The following is an 18275-nucleotide window of genomic DNA, read 5'->3' on the forward strand; positions in this document are numbered from 1 at the left end:
ATTTTTGTGTAAAGAAATTATTTCCATTCTGCGGCTTTCTTCTGTGCCCGCATGGTTTCAAATTTTACTGTTGGATCTTTATCAGCCGGTGCATTTACGAAGTGAGAAAAACGTTTACGCAGTTCCGGGTTTTCCACCACTTCTTTCCATTCGCATTTATAATTGTCGACCAGCAGTTGCATGGCGGCTTCCAGTTGTTCGGCGATACCGAGACTATCATTTACCACTACATTGCGGAGGTAGTCCATACCGCCGTCGAGTTTATTGAGCCAGGTGGCCGTACGGGTAAGCGGATCGGCTGTTTTGATATAGAACATCAGGAAGCGGTCGATGTACCGGATGCAGGTCTCGCTGTCGAGATCGGCTGCCAGCAGCTGTGCATGTTGTGGCTTGGAACCGCCGTTGCCGCATACATAAAGATTCCAGCCTTTTTCGGTAGCGATGATGCCGAAGTCTTTCGACTGGGCTTCTGCACATTCGCGTATACAACCTGATACGGCGGATTTGATTTTATGCGGTGCTCTCAGTCCCCGGTATCTTTCTTCTATCTGGATAGCGAAGCTAACGCTGTCGTGCAGTCCGAAGCGGCACCAGGTGGAGCCTACGCAGCTTTTTACGGTGCGGAGTGCTTTTCCGTAAGCATGACCGCTTTCGAAGCCGGCGGCAATCAGTTCTTCCCAGATGTCCGGCAGGTCGCTGAGATGGGCGCCGAATAAGTCGATACGCTGTCCGCCGGTGATTTTCGTATAGAGATTGTATTTGGTGGCAATCTCCCCGATGACAATTAATTTCTCGGGTGTAATTTCTCCGCCTGGAATCCTTGGTACTACAGAGTAGGTGCCTCCTTTCTGTATATTGGCCAGGTAGCGGTCGTTGGAATCCTGGGCGGTGTCGTTGCCTTTGTCCAGGATCATGTCATTCCACAGGCTGGCCAGGATAGAGGCTACCACTGGTTTACAAACTTCGCAGCCTTCCCCGGAGCCGTAGTGGTCCAGTACTTCATCGAAGGAGCGGAGCGATTTCAGTTTAATGAGATCCAGCATTTCCTGGCGGGAGTAGGGAAAATGTTCGCATACCACGTTGCGGATATATTTGCCTTGTGCTTTCATGGTAGCGGTGATGAGGTCTTTTACCATGGGGGTGCAACCACCGCAGCAGGTGCCTGCTTTCGTACATTTTTTTACGTCGTCGAGTGTTTCATGACCATCTGTTACGGCCTGACAGATAGCGCCTTTGCTCACATTTTCGCAGCTGCAGATCATGGCTTCGTCGGGGAGGGCGGTTACGCCGGCGCCGTTGTCGGCAGTACCGCGGCTTCCCAGCAGTAGTTCTTCCGGGTTGGCAGGGAGTACCATTTTGTTGCGGGCAGTTTGGAGCAGCAGGTTATAGGCTGCTGCATCGCCGATGAGGATACCTCCCAGCAGGAATTGCCCATCTGGTGTGATGTTGATGCGTTTATAGGTTCCTTTGTATTTATCTTCAAATACAATACTATGGCAGGTATCGGGGGCAGGAAACGGATCGCCGAAGCTGGCCACATCTACACCGATGAGTTTTAATTTGGTACTCATGTCAAAGCCGGTGAAGGCTTTGTGATCGCTGCAGATGTGGGAAACGGCAACTTCCGCCATTTCGTAACCGGGAGCTACCAGGCCATAGATCATATTGTTATGGAGGGCGCATTCTCCTATTGCATATATATAGGGATCGCTGGTTTGCAGTTGTTCGTTTACAATGATACCACCGCGGGGGCCGGTAGCGAGGCCGCAGGCTTTGGCCAGCTCATCGCGGGGTTTGATGCCGGCAGATACAACTACGATATCAGCCGGAAGAATGGTATCGTCTGCAAACTGCAGCCCGGTAACGGCTTCCTCGCCCATTACTTCCCGGGTGTTTTTGCCGGTGAGTATTTTTAATCCCAGTTGATGTAGTTTATGTTGCAGGATAGCGGAACCCTGTTCATCAATCTGCCGGGGCATCAGCCTTGGAGAAAATTCGATGACATGGGTATTGCTGATGCCGAGGTCGAGCAGGGCTTTAGCTGCTTCCAGTCCGAGGAGGCCGCCGCCGATAACGGCGCCGCAGCTGGCCTGTGGCGCGTAAGCCTTCATCATTTCCAGGTCTTCTATGGTGCGGTAAATAAAGACACCCTTTTTATCCATGCCCGGTACCGGCGGAACAAATGCTGCAGAGCCGGTGGCAATTACCAGGTAATCATACTGTTCGGTAATGCCTTTATAGGAGGTAACGGTTTTGTTGGTCCGGTCTATTTGCATGATCGGGTCGCCCAAGTGGAGCCGGATGCCATTGTCGGTATACCAGCTAAGTGGTGCGAGAAGAAGGTCGTTGGCTGTTTTGCCATCAAACCAGGAGGTAAGATGTACGCGGTCGTAGGCAGGGCGGGGTTCTTCTCCAAATACAACCAGTTCGAGGGGAGAAGAGCCGGACCTTGCTACCAGCTTTTCACAGCATTTATAGCCCACCATGCCGTTTCCGATGACTACTACTTTCATTAGATTATATTTATGGATCAGAAAAAACAGATATATTATAAATAAATTAATATAATCTTATTTTGTGTTTTGGAGATGATTTTCAAGGTAGGTGTATGATGTTGGTTATAAAATTAAGCGATTTTGTTTTAAATTTATGTATCGTTAGTGTTAAATATCATATATAAATTTAAATATAATATGTATGCCAATGTTGAATCCATTTTTGTCGTTAGTTGGAGCAGGTCCCGGAGACCCGGAAATGATCACCCTCAAAGCGGTCAATACCATTCGGCGCGCCGATGTTATATTATATGATGCATTGGTCAACGAATCATTATTACACCACGCCCGCCCCGGCGCCATTATCCGGTTTGTAGGTAAACGGTATGGGTGCCACGCTTTATCGCAGCAGGAAATCAACCACCTGATCGTGGAAATGGCAATGGCACATGGGCATGTAGTACGACTCAAAGGCGGTGATCCCTTTGTATTTGGCAGGGCAGTGGAAGAAATTACGGCGGCGAGGGACCATGGCATTGGCGTAGAGGTTATCCCGGGTATCTCCAGCGCCATAGCGGTACCCGCTTCACAGTTTATCCCGCTCACCTGTCGGGGAATATCCGAAAGCTTTTGGGTAACTACCGGCACCACCCGCTCAGGGGATATTTCGGGAGATATTGCCCTGGCAGCGCGCTCCACCGCTACCGTCGTAATCCTGATGGCGATGAGTAAGCTCAGTGAAATTATGGAACTATTCGCCGCCCACGGAAAGCAGGATACGCCGGTAGCCATCATCCAGGATGGCACCACCGCACATCAAAAGATGGTCACCGGTACGGTGACGGATATTGCCTGGAGAGCCACTGCCGCAGGGATGAGCAATCCCGCTATTATCGTGGTAGGCGCAGTCGTAAACCTGCACGCCCTGCTCACCACTACTGCTGTACAACAACTAAACAATCACCTCGTACATGAAGAAAGACAAACAGGGTTGTGATGGAAAAACCTGCCTCCTGTGCCGGCTATCACTCAAGGAATGGGCGCCGGCAGTAGCACTGCACCGCCGTAATTTTATCCTGCAAAAAGGCGAAATGCTGTTTAAAGAAGGCGACCCGGTGGCTGGCATTTACTTCATTCATGAAGGACTGATGAAAGTGCATAAACATTGGGGCCCGGATAAGGAACTGATTGTGCGTTTTGCGCAGAAAGGCGATATTATAGGGCATCGGGGTATCGGGGGACTGGAGCAGTTTTACCCAGTATCGGCTACGGCATTAGCACCGGTAAAGGTTTGTTTTATAGAGATGGATTTTTTCCAGGCTTCTCTGAAAATCAACCATGCACTGTTATACGAGCTGATGTTATTTTATGCACAGGAACTGCAATCTTCGGAAAAGCAAATGCGCAATCTGGCCCACATGACCGTAAAAGGCCGTATAGCCAATGCTTTGCTGCTACTGCAGCAAAAATTCGGATTTAATAAGGATGGATTTATCAACATAGCATTGAGTAAGCAGGACCTGGCTTCTTATATCGGGGCTACTTATGAAACCACGTTCCGCATATTGAATGAGCTGATTGCCGAACGGCTGGTAGCGGTGTCGGGAAAAAACTATACCATTCTGAATGAAGCGATGCTGCTTCGTTTAACCGACATTCAATAATCAGAGGGTAATATATTTTTTTAGTTTCTTTTCCTGTAGAATGGTGATGCTTTTGCCATCTACCGCAATTAATTTCTCCTGTATAAATTCCTGGAGGTTGCGGTAAATAGTCTCGTAAGTAGTGCCAGCAAAAGACGCCAGATCCTGGCGGCTGATCGTAAACTGAACATCATTATGCAGCCGGCTGATATCGAGCAAAGCGTCTGCCAGCCTGCTTTTTACATCCATATGCACCAGGTTGCGCATCTTTCTTTCTGCTTCCTGTAGTTCGTCGGCATAAAACTGCATGAGTTTCAGGGTGAGCTTTGGATTCACTTTCAGCGATGCTTCAAAAAATGCCAGGTCAGTATAACACACCGTGGTATCCTCCAATGCTGTAGCAGATACCGTATACAGGCGTTCGCCACTACCCAGACCCCTATGCCCCAGGATATCTCCTTTTTGTGCAAAACGTACAATTAGCTCTTTTTCCGCGCCCCATTGCTTATGCACTTTTACTTTCCCATCGTATAAAAAATAGATGCCCTTTACCGGGCTGCCCTCCTGGAAAATGGTTTCATTCTTCTTATAAGAGAGATGTTGTTTATGGTCTCCCACCGCAGCAATCCACTCAGGAATGCTGAACTGGCAAAGGAAACAAGTCTTTAAATCGCAAGCCCCGGCTTTCTTCATGGTTGCAAACGTAATGTTTTTTTGCCTTTTTGTTAGAAAAAATAGGATTTAATATGATTTAGATCATATTTTTGTGGTGTTTTTTAAAAATGGGTTGTCATTTTATATATTATGAATCATAAAAAAGAGCAGAAGTTTGCCGGAAATATGTCCCGTAGAGTGTTTTATCTCAGTATACAGGCATGTATCAATGCATTGGTAATAGGCTTCGTGGCAAAGGGATTGGTGCTGTTGATCAATCTGATCACCAATTTGTCGTTTTATGGAAAGTTTTCATTCGGAGAGGAAGGGCCGGCCGGCAATCAGCTGGGGTGGCTGGTGGTACTTGTACCTGTTATTGGTAGTGTTATAGTGGGTATTATGGCCCGTTTTGGCAGCAAGGCCATCCGTGGGCATGGTATTCCCGAAGCCATGGAAAACATTATCCTGAATGAAAGCAAGATCCCGCCGGTCATTACTTTACTGAAACCGATATCTGCTGCTATTTCTATTGGTACGGGTGGTCCTTTCGGTGCGGAAGGCCCTATCATTGCCACGGGGGGAGCTATCGGCTCTTTTACCGGCCAGGTAATCCATATCTCTTCTGCTGAAAGAAAAGTATTGCTGGCAGCCGGCGCCTGTGCGGGTATGGCCGCGATCTTCGGAAGCCCGCTGGCAGCCATTTTATTGGCGATTGAACTGTTATTGTTCGAGTTTTCACCCCGTTCTGTAATACCGGTGGCCATTGGCTGTATTACTGGCGCCGGTATGCACATCCTGCTGTTTAGCTCGCACCCGGTATTTGCGATGCCTGATATTCCTGCGGTATCCGACATTGCGCTGGTGACCTATGTGCTCATGGGTGCTGCCGTGGGTGTGGTAGCAGCCTACGTATCAAAATCAGTATACTTCGTAGAAGATATGTTTGAAAAGCTGCCCATCCACTGGATGTGGTGGCCCGCTTTAGGTGCTGTTGTCGTAGGTGTGGTAGGTTACTATGCACCACATACCATGGGAGTAGGATATAATAATATTACCGGCCTGCTCACAGGCAACCTGCCGTTAACCCTGGTGATATCGCTTTGTGTATTGAAGTATATTTCCTGGGTTATCTCACTGGGTAGTGGTACATCTGGTGGTACCCTCGCCCCGTTATTCACCATTGGCGGTGCATTGGGTGCATTAATGGGCATTGTGGTACAAAAGTTATTCCCCGGTAGTGATATCAACATTGCCACCGCCGCACTCATTGGCATGGCTGCCATGTTTGCCGGCGCTTCCCGCGCTTTGCTTACCGCCATCGTTTTTTCGCTCGAAACTACCGGGCAGCCACATGGCCTCCTGCCATTGATCGGCGCCTGCACAGCGGCTTACTTCGTTTCTTTCTTCCTGATGAAAGGTAGTATCATGACGGAAAAAATCCGGCGGCGTGGCGTATCTGCACCGGATGAGTATACTCCGGATGTGATGCAGCTCATCAACGTGGCATCGGTGATCAGCCGCCCATTGGCAACGCTCCGTTACGATATGACCCTCATACAGGCACAACAGCTGTTGCAGCAAAACAACGCCTATTATTATCAATACCTGCCGGTAACAGATGATGCCGGGCATTTTAAAGGCTACCTCAACCGGGAAACACTGACGAAGGCCGATCAAACGGCGGTTTATCAATACCTGGAAGCATCTGCGCCTTATGTATATGCCTCCGACGATATTAACCTGGTAACAGAATTATTCGATAGCTACCGGCCGGATGTGCTGGTAGTACTGGACGAAGAAAAGAAAATAACTGGTGTCGTTACCGCCGATGCCGTATTAAGAGCTTATGGTGAACGCCGCCGGGCTGATGCAAAGTATCATTCGGCTTTTTACGGAAACACCCGCCTGCTGCGCCTGATGGCCAGGGGCAAAAGATTGTTGGCACGGTAAAGTGCCTGCTTAAAGATAGGTTGAATGCAGGCCTGTCCTTCGGGGCAGGTCTTTTTTATGCTACACTAAAATATCCGGCGCCGGTATCCGTCTTCCTTATATCACAAGTTTCTTAACTTTAAGACATGCCGCAAAAATTAACTTCTATAAAAGAACGGATCCAATCATCTCCGCAGTTCAAGCAAGGCGCTTTTCAGAACTTTTCGCCCACGCCCATGAAGCCGGACGATGTTACCTATTACCAGATGCTAAGGGAAACCTTTCAGCGCCCGGCAGATGTGAGGCCCTCCATGCCGCTGCCTTCTGTAAAAACCAACCTGAAAACGCTGTACGCCGAAAAACCCGTGATCGTTTGGTTCGGGCATTCTTCTTACCTGGTACATGTAAAGGGTTTTAATATCCTGGTAGACCCGGTATTCAGCGGCAGCGCATCGCCCATGTCTTTTATGATCAAAGCTTTCCCCGGCGCAGATGCCTATACGCCGGCAGATATGCCAGAAATAGACCTGATGATTATCACGCATAATCACTATGATCATCTCGATAAAAAAACACTGGCTCAGCTGAAGCCTCACACCAAAATGATCTACACCGCACTGGGCGTAGGTCGTGATCTGCAATCCTGCCTGGTGAGGAACAATAATATTCATGAACTTGACTGGTGGGAAAGCGGCGAGATAGCGCCCGATGTTACGCTAACATCTACGCCTGCACGACATTTTTCCGGCCGGGGGCTGAAACGGGGAGGCAGCCTGTGGAGTTCTTTTGTATTACAGATATACGGCTATCAACTATTTATAGGCGGCGATTCAGGCTATGATACCCATTTCAGTGCCATTGGCGATAAATACGGTCCATTCGACCTGGTGATACTGGAATGCGGCCAGTATAACAATAACTGGCCTTTTATCCATATGAAGCCGGAAGAAACCGTACAGGCGGCTATCGACCTGAAAGGGAAAGTTTTGCTGCCCGTGCACTGGGCTAAATTTGCATTGGCCAACCATCCCTGGAATGAATCAGCCAAACGGGTTACTGCCAGCGCAGCTGAGCTGGGCATGAAGATCACCACACCTAAAATAGGACAGCCCGTGGTAGTGGATGAATCTTATCCCGATGAACCGTGGTTTTTAGGAGCTTAAAGCAAAAAGCTATTATGAATAATGACGCTGGCGAATATTTAAAACCGCGTTTGGCCTTCTCCATAATAGCTTTTTGTTTTCTGGCTTCTGCTCAAATGGCAAAACTCAGCATCTCTATGATTCCTTCGCCGGGCAGATGAAAAAAATGGTGATGACCTCTCACTCTTTTCTCAATATCACATAACGGTTCCAATGTTTCCAGCGACGCATTGAGCTGGTACAGCACCCCTGCCATATCTGCCCGGCTGTTGACATTAAAAGGCCTGCCAATATAAGATTCCATCGCCTCCCGGATACCCCGGTAAGTGGGGAGAAAGGAGGGGACCAGGTTTTCTTCCGATACCGAATAATCTAGCATCACATGATTACGGTGGTCAGGTGTTTTAAACAACTGCATGGTCTGGATAAATGCTTCATTGCTGATGTAATGTATCACACCTTCAAAAATAATAATAGTAGGAATGTCTTCCTGGTAGCCATTTTCCAGGAGTCTGCTCCATAGCAGTGCAGTATCGGTAACATCGCATTTGACAAATTGTATCTGCGCCGCTACGGGGGCGAGGTGATGGCAGATGTGTTGTTTTTCTTCTATATACCCATTGTCTACTTCTATAATGCGGCTAATATTTTCCCGGTAGTTTTCGAGGAGATATAGAGCTAACGGGTCCAGCCCGGCGCCCAGGATAACGACTTGCGGCCTAGAATTGGTCAGTAGCTTCGATTTCAACGAGTCCCGTATACTTTGTTTACGCAGGCAGACGGTGTCTATGATCTGCGGAAATTTGCGTTGCAGTTCGTGAAAAATATGGCTGGTTTCACTGAAGTCGATAGCAGCCATATATTGCTGTTGCAGCGGCGAAGTGTAGAGCTGCATGGCAGCTTCCAGCACAAGGCGGGAAGTAGCGGGTACTTTTAACTGTACGGTCATTTTGAGGTGTATTTATAGTTAAAACTAGGCTTCCTTCATGCATCGCGATAGCAGGGGTATTTTCTCATAAACTCATTACAAACCATTTATAATGAGGTATATTTATAGTGTAATGTTACCCGTTGTTGCCGGTATTTTAGAGCAACAGCTTTCTGCCTTTCGCGGTGATTTTTTGATAAACAAATTACCGGCGGTATTGTTTCTATAAAACAATTTCTCACTATGCAGCCTAGTATCGCTTCTCTCAGCAAACTGGAAAAGGAAGGACGGCAAATTTCCCGCCTGCCTTTTTCTATCAGGATCCTATTGGAAAATGTATTACGGAACCACGACAACTTCGCTATTACCGACGAGCATCTCGAGACCCTGGTAAATTGGGAACCGGGAGGGACCGATAAGGAAATTCCCTTTAAGCCCGCGCGGGTACTGATGCAGGACTTCACGGGCGTAGCCGCCGTAGTAGATATTGCTTCTATCCGGGCGGAAGTAATCCGCAAAGGAAAGGACGGCGCTAAAATTAACCCGGCTATCCCGGTGGACCTGGTTGTAGATCACTCTGTGCAGGTAGATTTTTTCGGCACTGATTATTCCTATACAAAAAATGTGGCCTATGAGTATGAGCGTAATAAAGAACGTTATCAGCTGCTGAAATGGGCGCAACAGGCATTTGATAATTTTACGGTAGTGCCCCCCGGTATGGGTATTTGCCACCAGGTAAACCTCGAATACCTGGCCAAAGGCGTGATCAGCCGTGATGGCTGGCTGTTTCCCGATACCCTGGTAGGTACTGATTCTCATACGCCCATGGTAAATGGTATCGGCGTATTGGGCTGGGGAGTAGGCGGTATAGAGGCAGAAGCGGCTATCCTGGGTCAACCTATTTATTTTTCCTGTCCCCAGGTCATCGGGTTAAAATTAACCGGACGTCTGACCGAAGGCGTAACCGCTACCGACATGGTATTAGCCATTACTCAGCTACTGCGCAAATATGGTGTGGTGGATAAGTTTGTGGAAGTATTTGGCGATGGCCTGGATCATTTATCGGTACCCGACCGCGCTACCATCTCCAATATGTCGCCCGAGTTTGGCTGTACTGTTACCTACTTTCCGATCGATCAACAAACGTTGCAATATATGCGGCGTACCAATCGCTCCGAGCAGGAAATTGCGCAGGTGGAATCGTACTGCAAAGACAATATGCTCTGGCGGCATGGCAATGAGCAGATCGCCTATTCTGATATCCTGGAGCTGGATCTGGGCCTGGTACAATCGGCCGTAGCAGGGCCTAAGCGCCCGCAGGACCGCATCCTGGTGCGGGATCTGCACAACGAGTTTGAAACGTTACTCAACAAGGAATTTAAACGCATGTATACGCCGGAAGGCAAACGCCGCGACACCGCCTGGTTGTCGGAAGGAGGTTCTGGTACGGCGTTTACCTACGAAATACAGAAGCACACAGAAGAGGTGGCAGTGGAACTGGATTATTTAAAGTCGGTACGTATTAAATTGAAAAACGAAGAATACGTATTAAGCGACGGCGCCATCACTATTGCTGCTATTACCAGTTGCACCAACACTTCTAATCCGAGCGTAATGATAGGAGCGGGCCTGGTGGCGCGGAAAGCGATCAGCCGGGGCTTGTATGTAAAGCCCTGGGTAAAAACCAGCCTGGCGCCCGGATCGAGGGTGGTGACCGAATACCTGAAGCGTTCGGGTTTGCTGGCCGAACTGGAAGCGCTGCGTTTTCATATTGTCGGATATGGCTGTACTTCGTGTATAGGTAACAGTGGTCCGCTGCCGCCGCACATTGCAGAAGCGGTAGACAAGGGGAACCTCGTAGTAGCCTCCGTATTATCGGGCAACCGGAATTTTGAAGCCAGGGTGCATCCGCAGGTGAAGATGAACTTCCTGGCCTCGCCTTTGCTGGTAGTGGCTTATGCCATTGCAGGCCGAATAGATGTGGATATGCTGACGGCACCACTGGGCTATGATCCCAATGGCGAGCCGGTATACCTGCGGGATATCTGGCCTACCCAGGAAGAAATTAATGAGGCCGTAGCCGCCGCAGTGAAAAGAGAAGATTTTGAGGACGTATACCGTGTTATTTTTCATGGAGACGAGCAATGGCGAGGACTGCTGGCGCCTTCGGGAAAAGACTATCACTGGAGCCAGGACTCTACCTATATCCGGGAAGCGCCTTTCTTTAATGGGTTGTCTGCACAACCGGCTGCACTGGAAGATATTGATGGCGCCAGGGTATTACTGAAGCTGGGCGATTCCGTGACTACAGATCACATTTCTCCTGCAGGATCATTTAAATCAGATACGCCCGCCGGTAAATACTTGTTGGACCGGGGTATTGATCCCCGGTTGTTTAATTCTTATGGGTCCCGTCGCGGTAACCATGAAGTAATGATTCGGGGCACCTTTGCCAATGTGCGTATTAAAAACGAATTATCACCCAAAGAAGGCGGCTTTACCACTATCATACCTACCGGAACAGTGTTGCCGGTTTATGAGGCAGCTATGCAGTACGCTGCCAATAAGATACCGCTCATTATATTGGCCGGAAAGGAATATGGTAGCGGTTCTTCCCGCGACTGGGCTGCCAAGGGGACTAATTTGCTGGGCGTAAAGGCGGTGATTGCAGAAAGTTATGAACGTATTCACCGCAGCAACCTCGTAGGAATGGGGGTATTGCCATTGCAATACCTGGAGAACGAAAACGCTGCAACGCTGCAATTGTCAGGTACGGAGTTGTTCAGTATCCACGGTATCTCCGATGGGCTTACGCCGGGAGAAGAGCTAACGGTAACGGCTACTCCGGCATCAGGCGACCCGGTGACATTTAAAGTAAAATGTAAATTGAACTCAGCGATAGAAATCGAATACTATCGCCATGGAGGTATCCTGCAGTACGTATTAAGGGCATTTTTGCAAAAAGCTTAAAGCGTAAAGCGTAAAGCAAAAAGCTATCGCTTCAATAGCTTTTTGCTTTACGCCTTCTGCCTTCTGCCTTCCGCCTTAGGCTTTCTGATCCTTACTCCTGGAAAACTCCAGGATTTTTTTCCGGTTACCTACCAGCCATACCACGTCTTCCCACTCAAACACGGTTTCAGAGGCAGGGTTCAGAATTTTTTCACCGCCACGGGCAATACCTACTACCAGGGCTTTTGTTTTTTCCCGGATGCCGGAATTGCGGATGGTTTGGCCTTTCAGACCGTTGTGTTCATCTACAACGAGGCTGGTTAAACCGATATTTTCATCGGCTACATCATCGCTTCTTTCTATGTTAAGTGAATTTACCACCCGGTTAAATTCTTCCAGCTGGGCTTCAGTACCAATAGCAGTAATTACATCATGTGGATAAAGTTTCTCGTCACGGGTAGGGGCGTAAATAGTGATATTTCCTCTTTTGATGGCGCCTACGTTGATGCCATATTTTTCCCGCAGTTCCAGTTCTATCAACGGTTTGTCTACCAACTCCGACCAGGGGTCGATTTCAATTTCTGATACCTGGGCATCCCAGGGAAGGAGATCGGCGGCCGCGGTTTTTTTGGCGGCAGCATCTGCATCTTCCCGGGCGTTGAGGTTGGCGAGGAAACGTTTTTCTATACGGTTATAATATTTCTGCAATTGGGAGCGCAGCACCAGCAATACGCAGGCCAGTACGATACCGGTACCTAAGAGCGCCTGCCAGAACGGGAAATATTGATTTACCAGGAAGCCTACCAGCAATACGGCTACGGTGTTACGTACCACTTCCACCACCACCAGCGGGCCATGGTTGTATTTGGAGTCGAGCCACAGCGCTTTGTACGAGATACTGGATATTTTTTGCACCATCAGCGCCCAGATGAAAGGCGACATCATGGCAATACCGATGATCACGCATACCAGTCGCGCCCAGAAAGTATTATGCAGGTACTTCAACACAAACGGGCCAATGTAATAAGTGTTGAGCAGGATAATAGCCAGCATGATCACACTATTGAGCACAATCACCCTTACATAGCTGCGCAGTACAATCCGCCAGTCGCTTTCGGCCTGTAAGGTTTGTGAGCTGGCGCTATACCTGTTCAAGGCATCGAGCCAACGGGTGGGGACAATTTTTTCCAGCCAGTTGTACAGTGGCAGGGAAAACTTGATCATATAAGGTGTAGTAAAGGTAGTAACGGCAGATACGCCCACCGCTACAGGAAACAGGAATTCGCTGGTTACGCCCAGGCTCAATCCCAGCGTGGCGATGATAAAGGCAAATTCCCCTACCTGCGCCATGCTCATTCCTACCTGCACCGCCTGTTTCAGCGGCTGACCAGACAATAGGGCGCCCAGCGTAGTACTCAGAAACTTCCCGGTTAATGTTAATAACGTGATCCATAGCACCGGCCACCGGTATTCCACGATCATTTCCGGGTTAATGAGCATCCCTACCGATACAAAAAAGATGGCGCCAAACAGGTCTTTTACCGGCTGTATCAGGTGTTCTACCTTTTCGGATGATGTGGTTTCGGCGATAATAGAGCCCATGATAAATGCGCCCAATTCTGCTGAAAATCCCACTTTCGTAGCCAGGATCACCATGCCGAGGCAAAGTGCTATGCTGAGTATCAGCAATGTTTCGCCATTCATATACCGTTCCATCTTTTTCAGGAACGTAGGCAGCAGGAAGATCCCTGCCAGGAACCAGATGGCCAGGAAAAACATAAGTTTACCGATGGTAAAAAGCATTTCGGTGCCTTCAAACTGGCGACTTACCGCCATAGTAGATAGTAACACCATCATAAGGATCACCACAATATCTTCTATCACCAGTACGCCGAATACGATTTTGGTAAAGGACTTTTTCTTGATACCTAATTCTTCAAAAGCACGTATAATGATGGTGGTAGAAGAACTGGCCAGCAGTCCTCCCAGGAAAAGGCTGTCCATAAATCCCCAGCCCATGAGTTGACCGGTAAAATACCCGGCCCCGGTAATACAGGCTATTTCTACAAATGCGGTGATGGTGGCGGTGCCTCCTACCCGCATTAGCTTTTTGAAACTGAATTCCAGTCCCAGGGAAAACAGGAGGAAAATAACGCCAATCTCCGACCAGGTTTTTATTCCCGCTGCATCTCCGATGGTAGGAAATAAATGAAAGTTCGGACCTACGATGAATCCTGCGATAATATACCCTAGCACCATCGGCTGTTTCAGCCTTCTGAATAATAAAGTAATAACTCCCGCCGCTCCTAAAATTAATGCCAGGTCAATGATCAATGATGGTGGATGCATACAGTAAAAATCGATTTAAGGTTCGTTTGTTGTACGTTTATGGCGATGAGAAATCACCGCACATATGTGTCAGATGCCAGTTTCCGGATCTTTGAATGATTGCTAATATATCGTTTTTCCTGCGGGGAATCAAGACAAAGTTTTAGTAATAAACGGTAATCTAAAGATTTTGCCTACTGACCTTTTTCAGATTGTATTTGTGCTACATAACGGGAAGGTAGTATGCCGAATTGTTTTTGAAAATTTTTGCCAAAATTTGTCAGCGATGCAAAGCCGCACAGCTCCGCCACTTCGTTGATTTTGTAGGCGCCGGTAGATAATAATGACGCTGCTTTTTTGAGCCTGGCAATATTAATCAGCTCATGCGGGGTGAGATCCGAAATAGCTTTTATTTTACGGTAAAAGGTAGGGCGACTCATATTCATCAGGTCGGCCAGTTGTTCCACATCGAGGTGGCTGTCGGTGAGATGTTGGTTAATCTGGTCATTCAGCTTCTCAAGGAATTGTTCGTCGGCGTTGTTATACGCCATGCTTCTCAGGTGTACCAGCGGCGTGCTGGCATAATAGGCTTTTATTTTATGCCGGTTGCTCAGCAAACTGGCTATTTGTGCCTGTAGAAATTCCGGTGAAAAAGGCTTTTCTATATAGGCATCAGCGCCCAGTTCCAGCCCTTCTATCTTTGATTGCAATGTGTTACGGGCGGTAAGCAATATTACAGGGATATGGCTCGATTCTACCCGTGATTTAATAATGCGGCACAATTCAAAACCATCCATTACCGGCATCATTACATCGCTGATCACCAGCTGTACCGGTTGTTCCTGTAGTAGTTCCAAGGCAGCGGCGCCATTCAGCGCCGTCGCTATTTTATATTTATCTTCCAGGTCATCGGCAATGAAGGACAGAATTTCTTCATTATCATCAACCAGTAATATCAGCGGTTTGTTTTCCATGTGCTCAAATTAAATTCTATCTCCTGGTGAATAGGTAAGGTAAGGGAAAAAATGTTGAGCCCCGCTGCCGTAGGCAATAGTTCGAGGCTGCCTTTATGCAGCATTGTGAGCGACTTCGACAACGACAACCCAAGCCCGGTGCCGGATTGCGCCTCCGTCGCCTTAGCCCGGAAAAACGGCTCAAATATTTTTTCTCTCATCTCCGGAGGGATAATATACCCATCATTTTTTACCAATATGGTAAAGGTAGTATCTGTAAGGTTTACTGGCAACAGATGTATGGATGCGCGGGTAGCGGCATATTTGATGGCGTTGTTCAACAGGTTGCCCAGTATTTTATGCAATGCTTCTACATCTACATACGCAAAGAAATGGAGCGATGATAATTCTATTTTAAAACGGATATTCTTTTGCTCCGCCGCCGGCGTAAAACGCAAATGGTTTTCTTTCAATAGCTCTGAAATATCGGTATGTACGAAATTGAGACTAAAACCATTGATCTCTGTTTTACGAAAATCCAGCAACTGGTTGGTGAGGTCCAGCAGCCGGTCAGTATTCCGCTCCATGATCCGCAGGTTTTTCTGGATCGGCGGTACCTCTTCTGATTTACGGATCACCTTTTCCATAGGCCCTTTAATGAGGGTGAGCGGCGTACGTATTTCATGAGCCAGGTGGGTGAAGAACTCTATTTTTGCCTGGTATATTTCCTTCTCTTTTTCATGTTCCAGCAGCTCCATTTGCCGCTTTTGCTTTTGCAACGCGCGTTGATGGTACCAGGAAATGATGGCATATACAATAGCGCCCAATAACAACAGGTAGGCGGCATAAGCCCAATAACTGGCCCAGAAAGGGGGCCGTATTTTTATAAACAATGTCCGAGGGGATACGCTCCAGTTACCGCTGCTGTTGGCCGCTTTTACCATGAAATGGTAATTGCCCGGCGCCAATCGTGTAAAATAGGCTTTCCGGTTGGTAGCCAGCAAGGTCCAGTCTTTATCCAGTCCCTCCATCTTATAAGCATAGGCTGTCATTTCAGGAGAGGTATAGCTGAGCGCCGCAAAGTCGATGCTGAACGACGACTGGTCGTGCGATAATATAATAGTATCGGTGTAGGCAATCGATTTTTTTAATACATCGCCTACCTGTGCTTCTTTGTTATACACCTGGAAGCCGGTAATATATACCGGTGGCTGGAAGTTGTTGCGCAGGAAGTGATCGGGATTAAAACGGATCATGCCTTTTACACTGCCAAAGTACATATTGCCGCTACTATCCTGGTAGGCAGAATTGTAGTTGAACTGATCATTCAATAACCCGTTGGCTTGTGTAAATACCACCGCGCTTGCGGTTTTAGGAGAAAAGCAAGCCAGCCCTTTTGAAGTGGTTACCCACAGATGCCCGCTCTTATCTTCCAGCATACTAAAAATCATGTTACTTAAAAATCCATGATGGGTGGAGTACGTGGTAAACTGCCCGCTTTCGGGATGGAAAAGATCGAGGCCATCGTCTGTAGCCAGCCATAACCGCCGTTGGCTATCTTCAAAAATCCGGTTTACGCGGTTGTTGCTCAAACTCCGGCTATTAGCCGGATCATGAAGGTAGAGGCCTTTTTTACCGGTATGCCGGTTGTAATAATATAGTCCATCTCTCACCGTGCCCAGCCAGATAGTGCCGGTATGGTCTTCAAAGATGGATACATAAAACATATAATCGGGTACTTCGGGCACAGGCTCTATATCGTCACGCCGACGGTTATACTGGTATAACCCGCGCGTAGTGGCAATGAGTATTTGTCCATCGCGGGTTTGTAACATAGAATGAATGAAGTTGCTGTGCAACTGGTGGGGGCCGGGACCAGCAGCATAATGCCTGATGAATTTTCCGTTGCGGATATCCATAATGTCCAGTCCATGTTCGAAAGTACCTATCCAGAGGGAGTCGCCGGTAACCAGTAACCCGTGGATATTGGTATGTGACAAGCCCACAGCGGGGGGCGGCACGGGTTTAATATTTACAAAGTGGCCGGTAGCCGGTGTAAATTTGTTGAGCCCTCCATCTTCTGTACCTATCCATAGATGGCCGTATCGATCATTGTGAATTTCCCTGACGGCGTTTCCACCCAGCGAAGCCTCGCCGGTTTTGGGAAAAAATTTTTCGAAGGAGGTGTATTGGTATGGGAAGTAGTTAACTCCGCCAAAATAAGTCCCCGCCCATATGCCGCCCTCTTTGTCTTTACACAAACTATATACGGCATTGTCCGATACGGAGTAAGGATCATTGTACCGCTTTCGCAGGTTCACTACTTTATTGCCAGGGAGATGGTAAACATAAATACCAGATTCGGTAGCTACCCAGTACTCACCAGGCTGGCGGCAAATAATGTCTCTCGCATATATTTCAGTTTTTTCGGGAGAAATAATGAAGAAGTCCTGGTAACTATGTGTGCGGGTGTCAAATAGTTTAACGCCCTGGGTAGTGGTACAGATCCACAGCGAATCTTTGCCGATGGCGGCAATCTTAGAAATCCAGTTGCTGTTTACCGCTGGGGAGTGGGCAAATACATCGAAGGTGTTGAAGCTTTTTTTAACCGGCTCATACACGGCTACTTTACCATCGATACTGCTTACCCATAATTGGTCATCGCTGTTAATGCAGATAGAAGAAATATTAAGTGGCGTTGGTATGGTGTATAAACTATCGGTGGCTGACCAATAGCGGAAAAGGCGCCCGGAGGAGGTAATCCATATATTCCCCTGTTTGTCTTTTGTGATGGCATGTATATCGCCATTTGTTTTTTTATCCAGTTCCCGGAATTGTTCGGTACGGGGATTATACACAAATACGCCCCGGTCGGAGCCTACATACAACAGACCGTTATCATCTTCAAAAAGGCTGAGGATGAAGTTGGCGCCTAGCCCCCCGGGCTTTTCAGAGCGCTGGAATACGCGGAAAGTATAGCCATCGAAGCGGTTGAGCCCGTACATAGTGCCAAACCACATAAAGCCTTGCTTATCTTGCAATGTACAGATCACGGCATTGTGTGACAGACCGTTTTCCACCTGGTAATGCACAAAGCTTTCGGCCTGTCCGTATGTTTTGGTGGCCGCCAGCAGTAGTAGAAAAAAGATATAGCGATAGCCTTTAGGCATGTATATTTAAGTAACTGGTGAGGCTTAAAACTATAGTTTTTTCCGTTAAAAGCTAAAATGATACAAAAGTGATAAAAAATGAGA

The 18275-nt window shown here is 47.9% G+C and carries 11 protein-coding genes; 5 read left to right on the top strand and 6 right to left on the bottom strand.

The features are described from left to right. Nucleotides 1-17: 17 nt before the first annotated feature. Entirely contained in the window at nucleotides 18-2513 is a 2496-nt protein-coding gene (gene nirB / locus HGH90_RS25280) for a nitrite reductase large subunit NirB (protein ID WP_168766494.1), read from the bottom strand. Between the two features lie 190 nt (nucleotides 2514-2703). Between nirB and cobA the strand changes: the two genes are divergently transcribed. Then, nucleotides 2704-3492: a uroporphyrinogen-III C-methyltransferase gene (gene cobA / locus HGH90_RS25285; protein ID WP_211093079.1), complete on the top strand. Its 789-nt coding sequence runs from the start codon at nucleotides 2704-2706 to the stop codon at nucleotides 3490-3492. Next, nucleotides 3467-4159, top strand: a complete 693-nt coding sequence (locus HGH90_RS25290) for a Crp/Fnr family transcriptional regulator (protein WP_168766496.1) — start codon at nucleotides 3467-3469, stop codon at nucleotides 4157-4159. The genes cobA and HGH90_RS25290 overlap by 26 nt, the downstream gene beginning before the upstream one ends. On the opposite strand, the gene HGH90_RS25295 is transcribed toward HGH90_RS25290, so the two are convergent. Then, nucleotides 4160-4831: a Crp/Fnr family transcriptional regulator gene (locus HGH90_RS25295; RefSeq protein ID WP_168766497.1), complete on the bottom strand. Its 672-nt coding sequence runs from the start codon at nucleotides 4829-4831 to the stop codon at nucleotides 4160-4162. A gap of 111 nt (nucleotides 4832-4942) precedes the next feature. Between HGH90_RS25295 and HGH90_RS25300 the strand changes: the two genes are divergently transcribed. After that, nucleotides 4943-6742, top strand: a complete 1800-nt coding sequence (locus HGH90_RS25300) for a chloride channel protein (protein ID WP_168766498.1) — start codon at nucleotides 4943-4945, stop codon at nucleotides 6740-6742. Nucleotides 6743-6867: 125 nt separating this feature from the next. Beyond that, on the top strand, nucleotides 6868-7884 hold the full coding sequence (locus tag HGH90_RS25305) for an MBL fold metallo-hydrolase (RefSeq protein ID WP_168766499.1): 1017 nt from the start codon (nucleotides 6868-6870) through the stop codon (nucleotides 7882-7884). 91 nt (nucleotides 7885-7975) lie between these two features. Here the strand turns inward: HGH90_RS25305 and HGH90_RS25310 are convergent, their stop codons facing one another. Further along, nucleotides 7976-8812 carry a class I SAM-dependent methyltransferase gene (locus tag HGH90_RS25310; RefSeq protein WP_168766500.1) on the bottom strand — a complete coding sequence of 279 codons (837 nt, stop codon included), beginning with the start codon at nucleotides 8810-8812 and terminating at the stop codon, nucleotides 7976-7978. A gap of 222 nt (nucleotides 8813-9034) precedes the next feature. On the opposite strand from HGH90_RS25310, the gene acnA reads away from it, so the two are divergent. After that, nucleotides 9035-11761, top strand: a complete 2727-nt coding sequence (gene acnA / locus HGH90_RS25315; RefSeq protein WP_168766501.1) for an aconitate hydratase AcnA — start codon at nucleotides 9035-9037, stop codon at nucleotides 11759-11761. A gap of 75 nt (nucleotides 11762-11836) precedes the next feature. On the opposite strand, the gene HGH90_RS25320 is transcribed toward acnA, so the two are convergent. From HGH90_RS25320 to HGH90_RS25330, 3 genes are all read right to left on the bottom strand, one after another. Further along, nucleotides 11837-14089, bottom strand: a complete 2253-nt coding sequence (locus HGH90_RS25320) for a cation:proton antiporter (RefSeq protein WP_169192145.1) — start codon at nucleotides 14087-14089, stop codon at nucleotides 11837-11839. A gap of 173 nt (nucleotides 14090-14262) precedes the next feature. Next, nucleotides 14263-15042, bottom strand: coding sequence for a response regulator (locus tag HGH90_RS25325; RefSeq protein WP_168766503.1), 780 nt, complete (start codon nucleotides 15040-15042; stop codon nucleotides 14263-14265). Next, nucleotides 15024-18191, bottom strand: a complete 3168-nt coding sequence (locus tag HGH90_RS25330; protein WP_169192146.1) for a two-component regulator propeller domain-containing protein — start codon at nucleotides 18189-18191, stop codon at nucleotides 15024-15026. The genes HGH90_RS25325 and HGH90_RS25330 overlap by 19 nt, the downstream gene beginning before the upstream one ends. Nucleotides 18192-18275 lie beyond the last annotated feature (84 nt).

It is taken from the genome of Chitinophaga sp. Ak27, from assembly GCF_012726295.1.
GTDB lineage: Bacteria > Bacteroidota > Bacteroidia > Chitinophagales > Chitinophagaceae > Chitinophaga.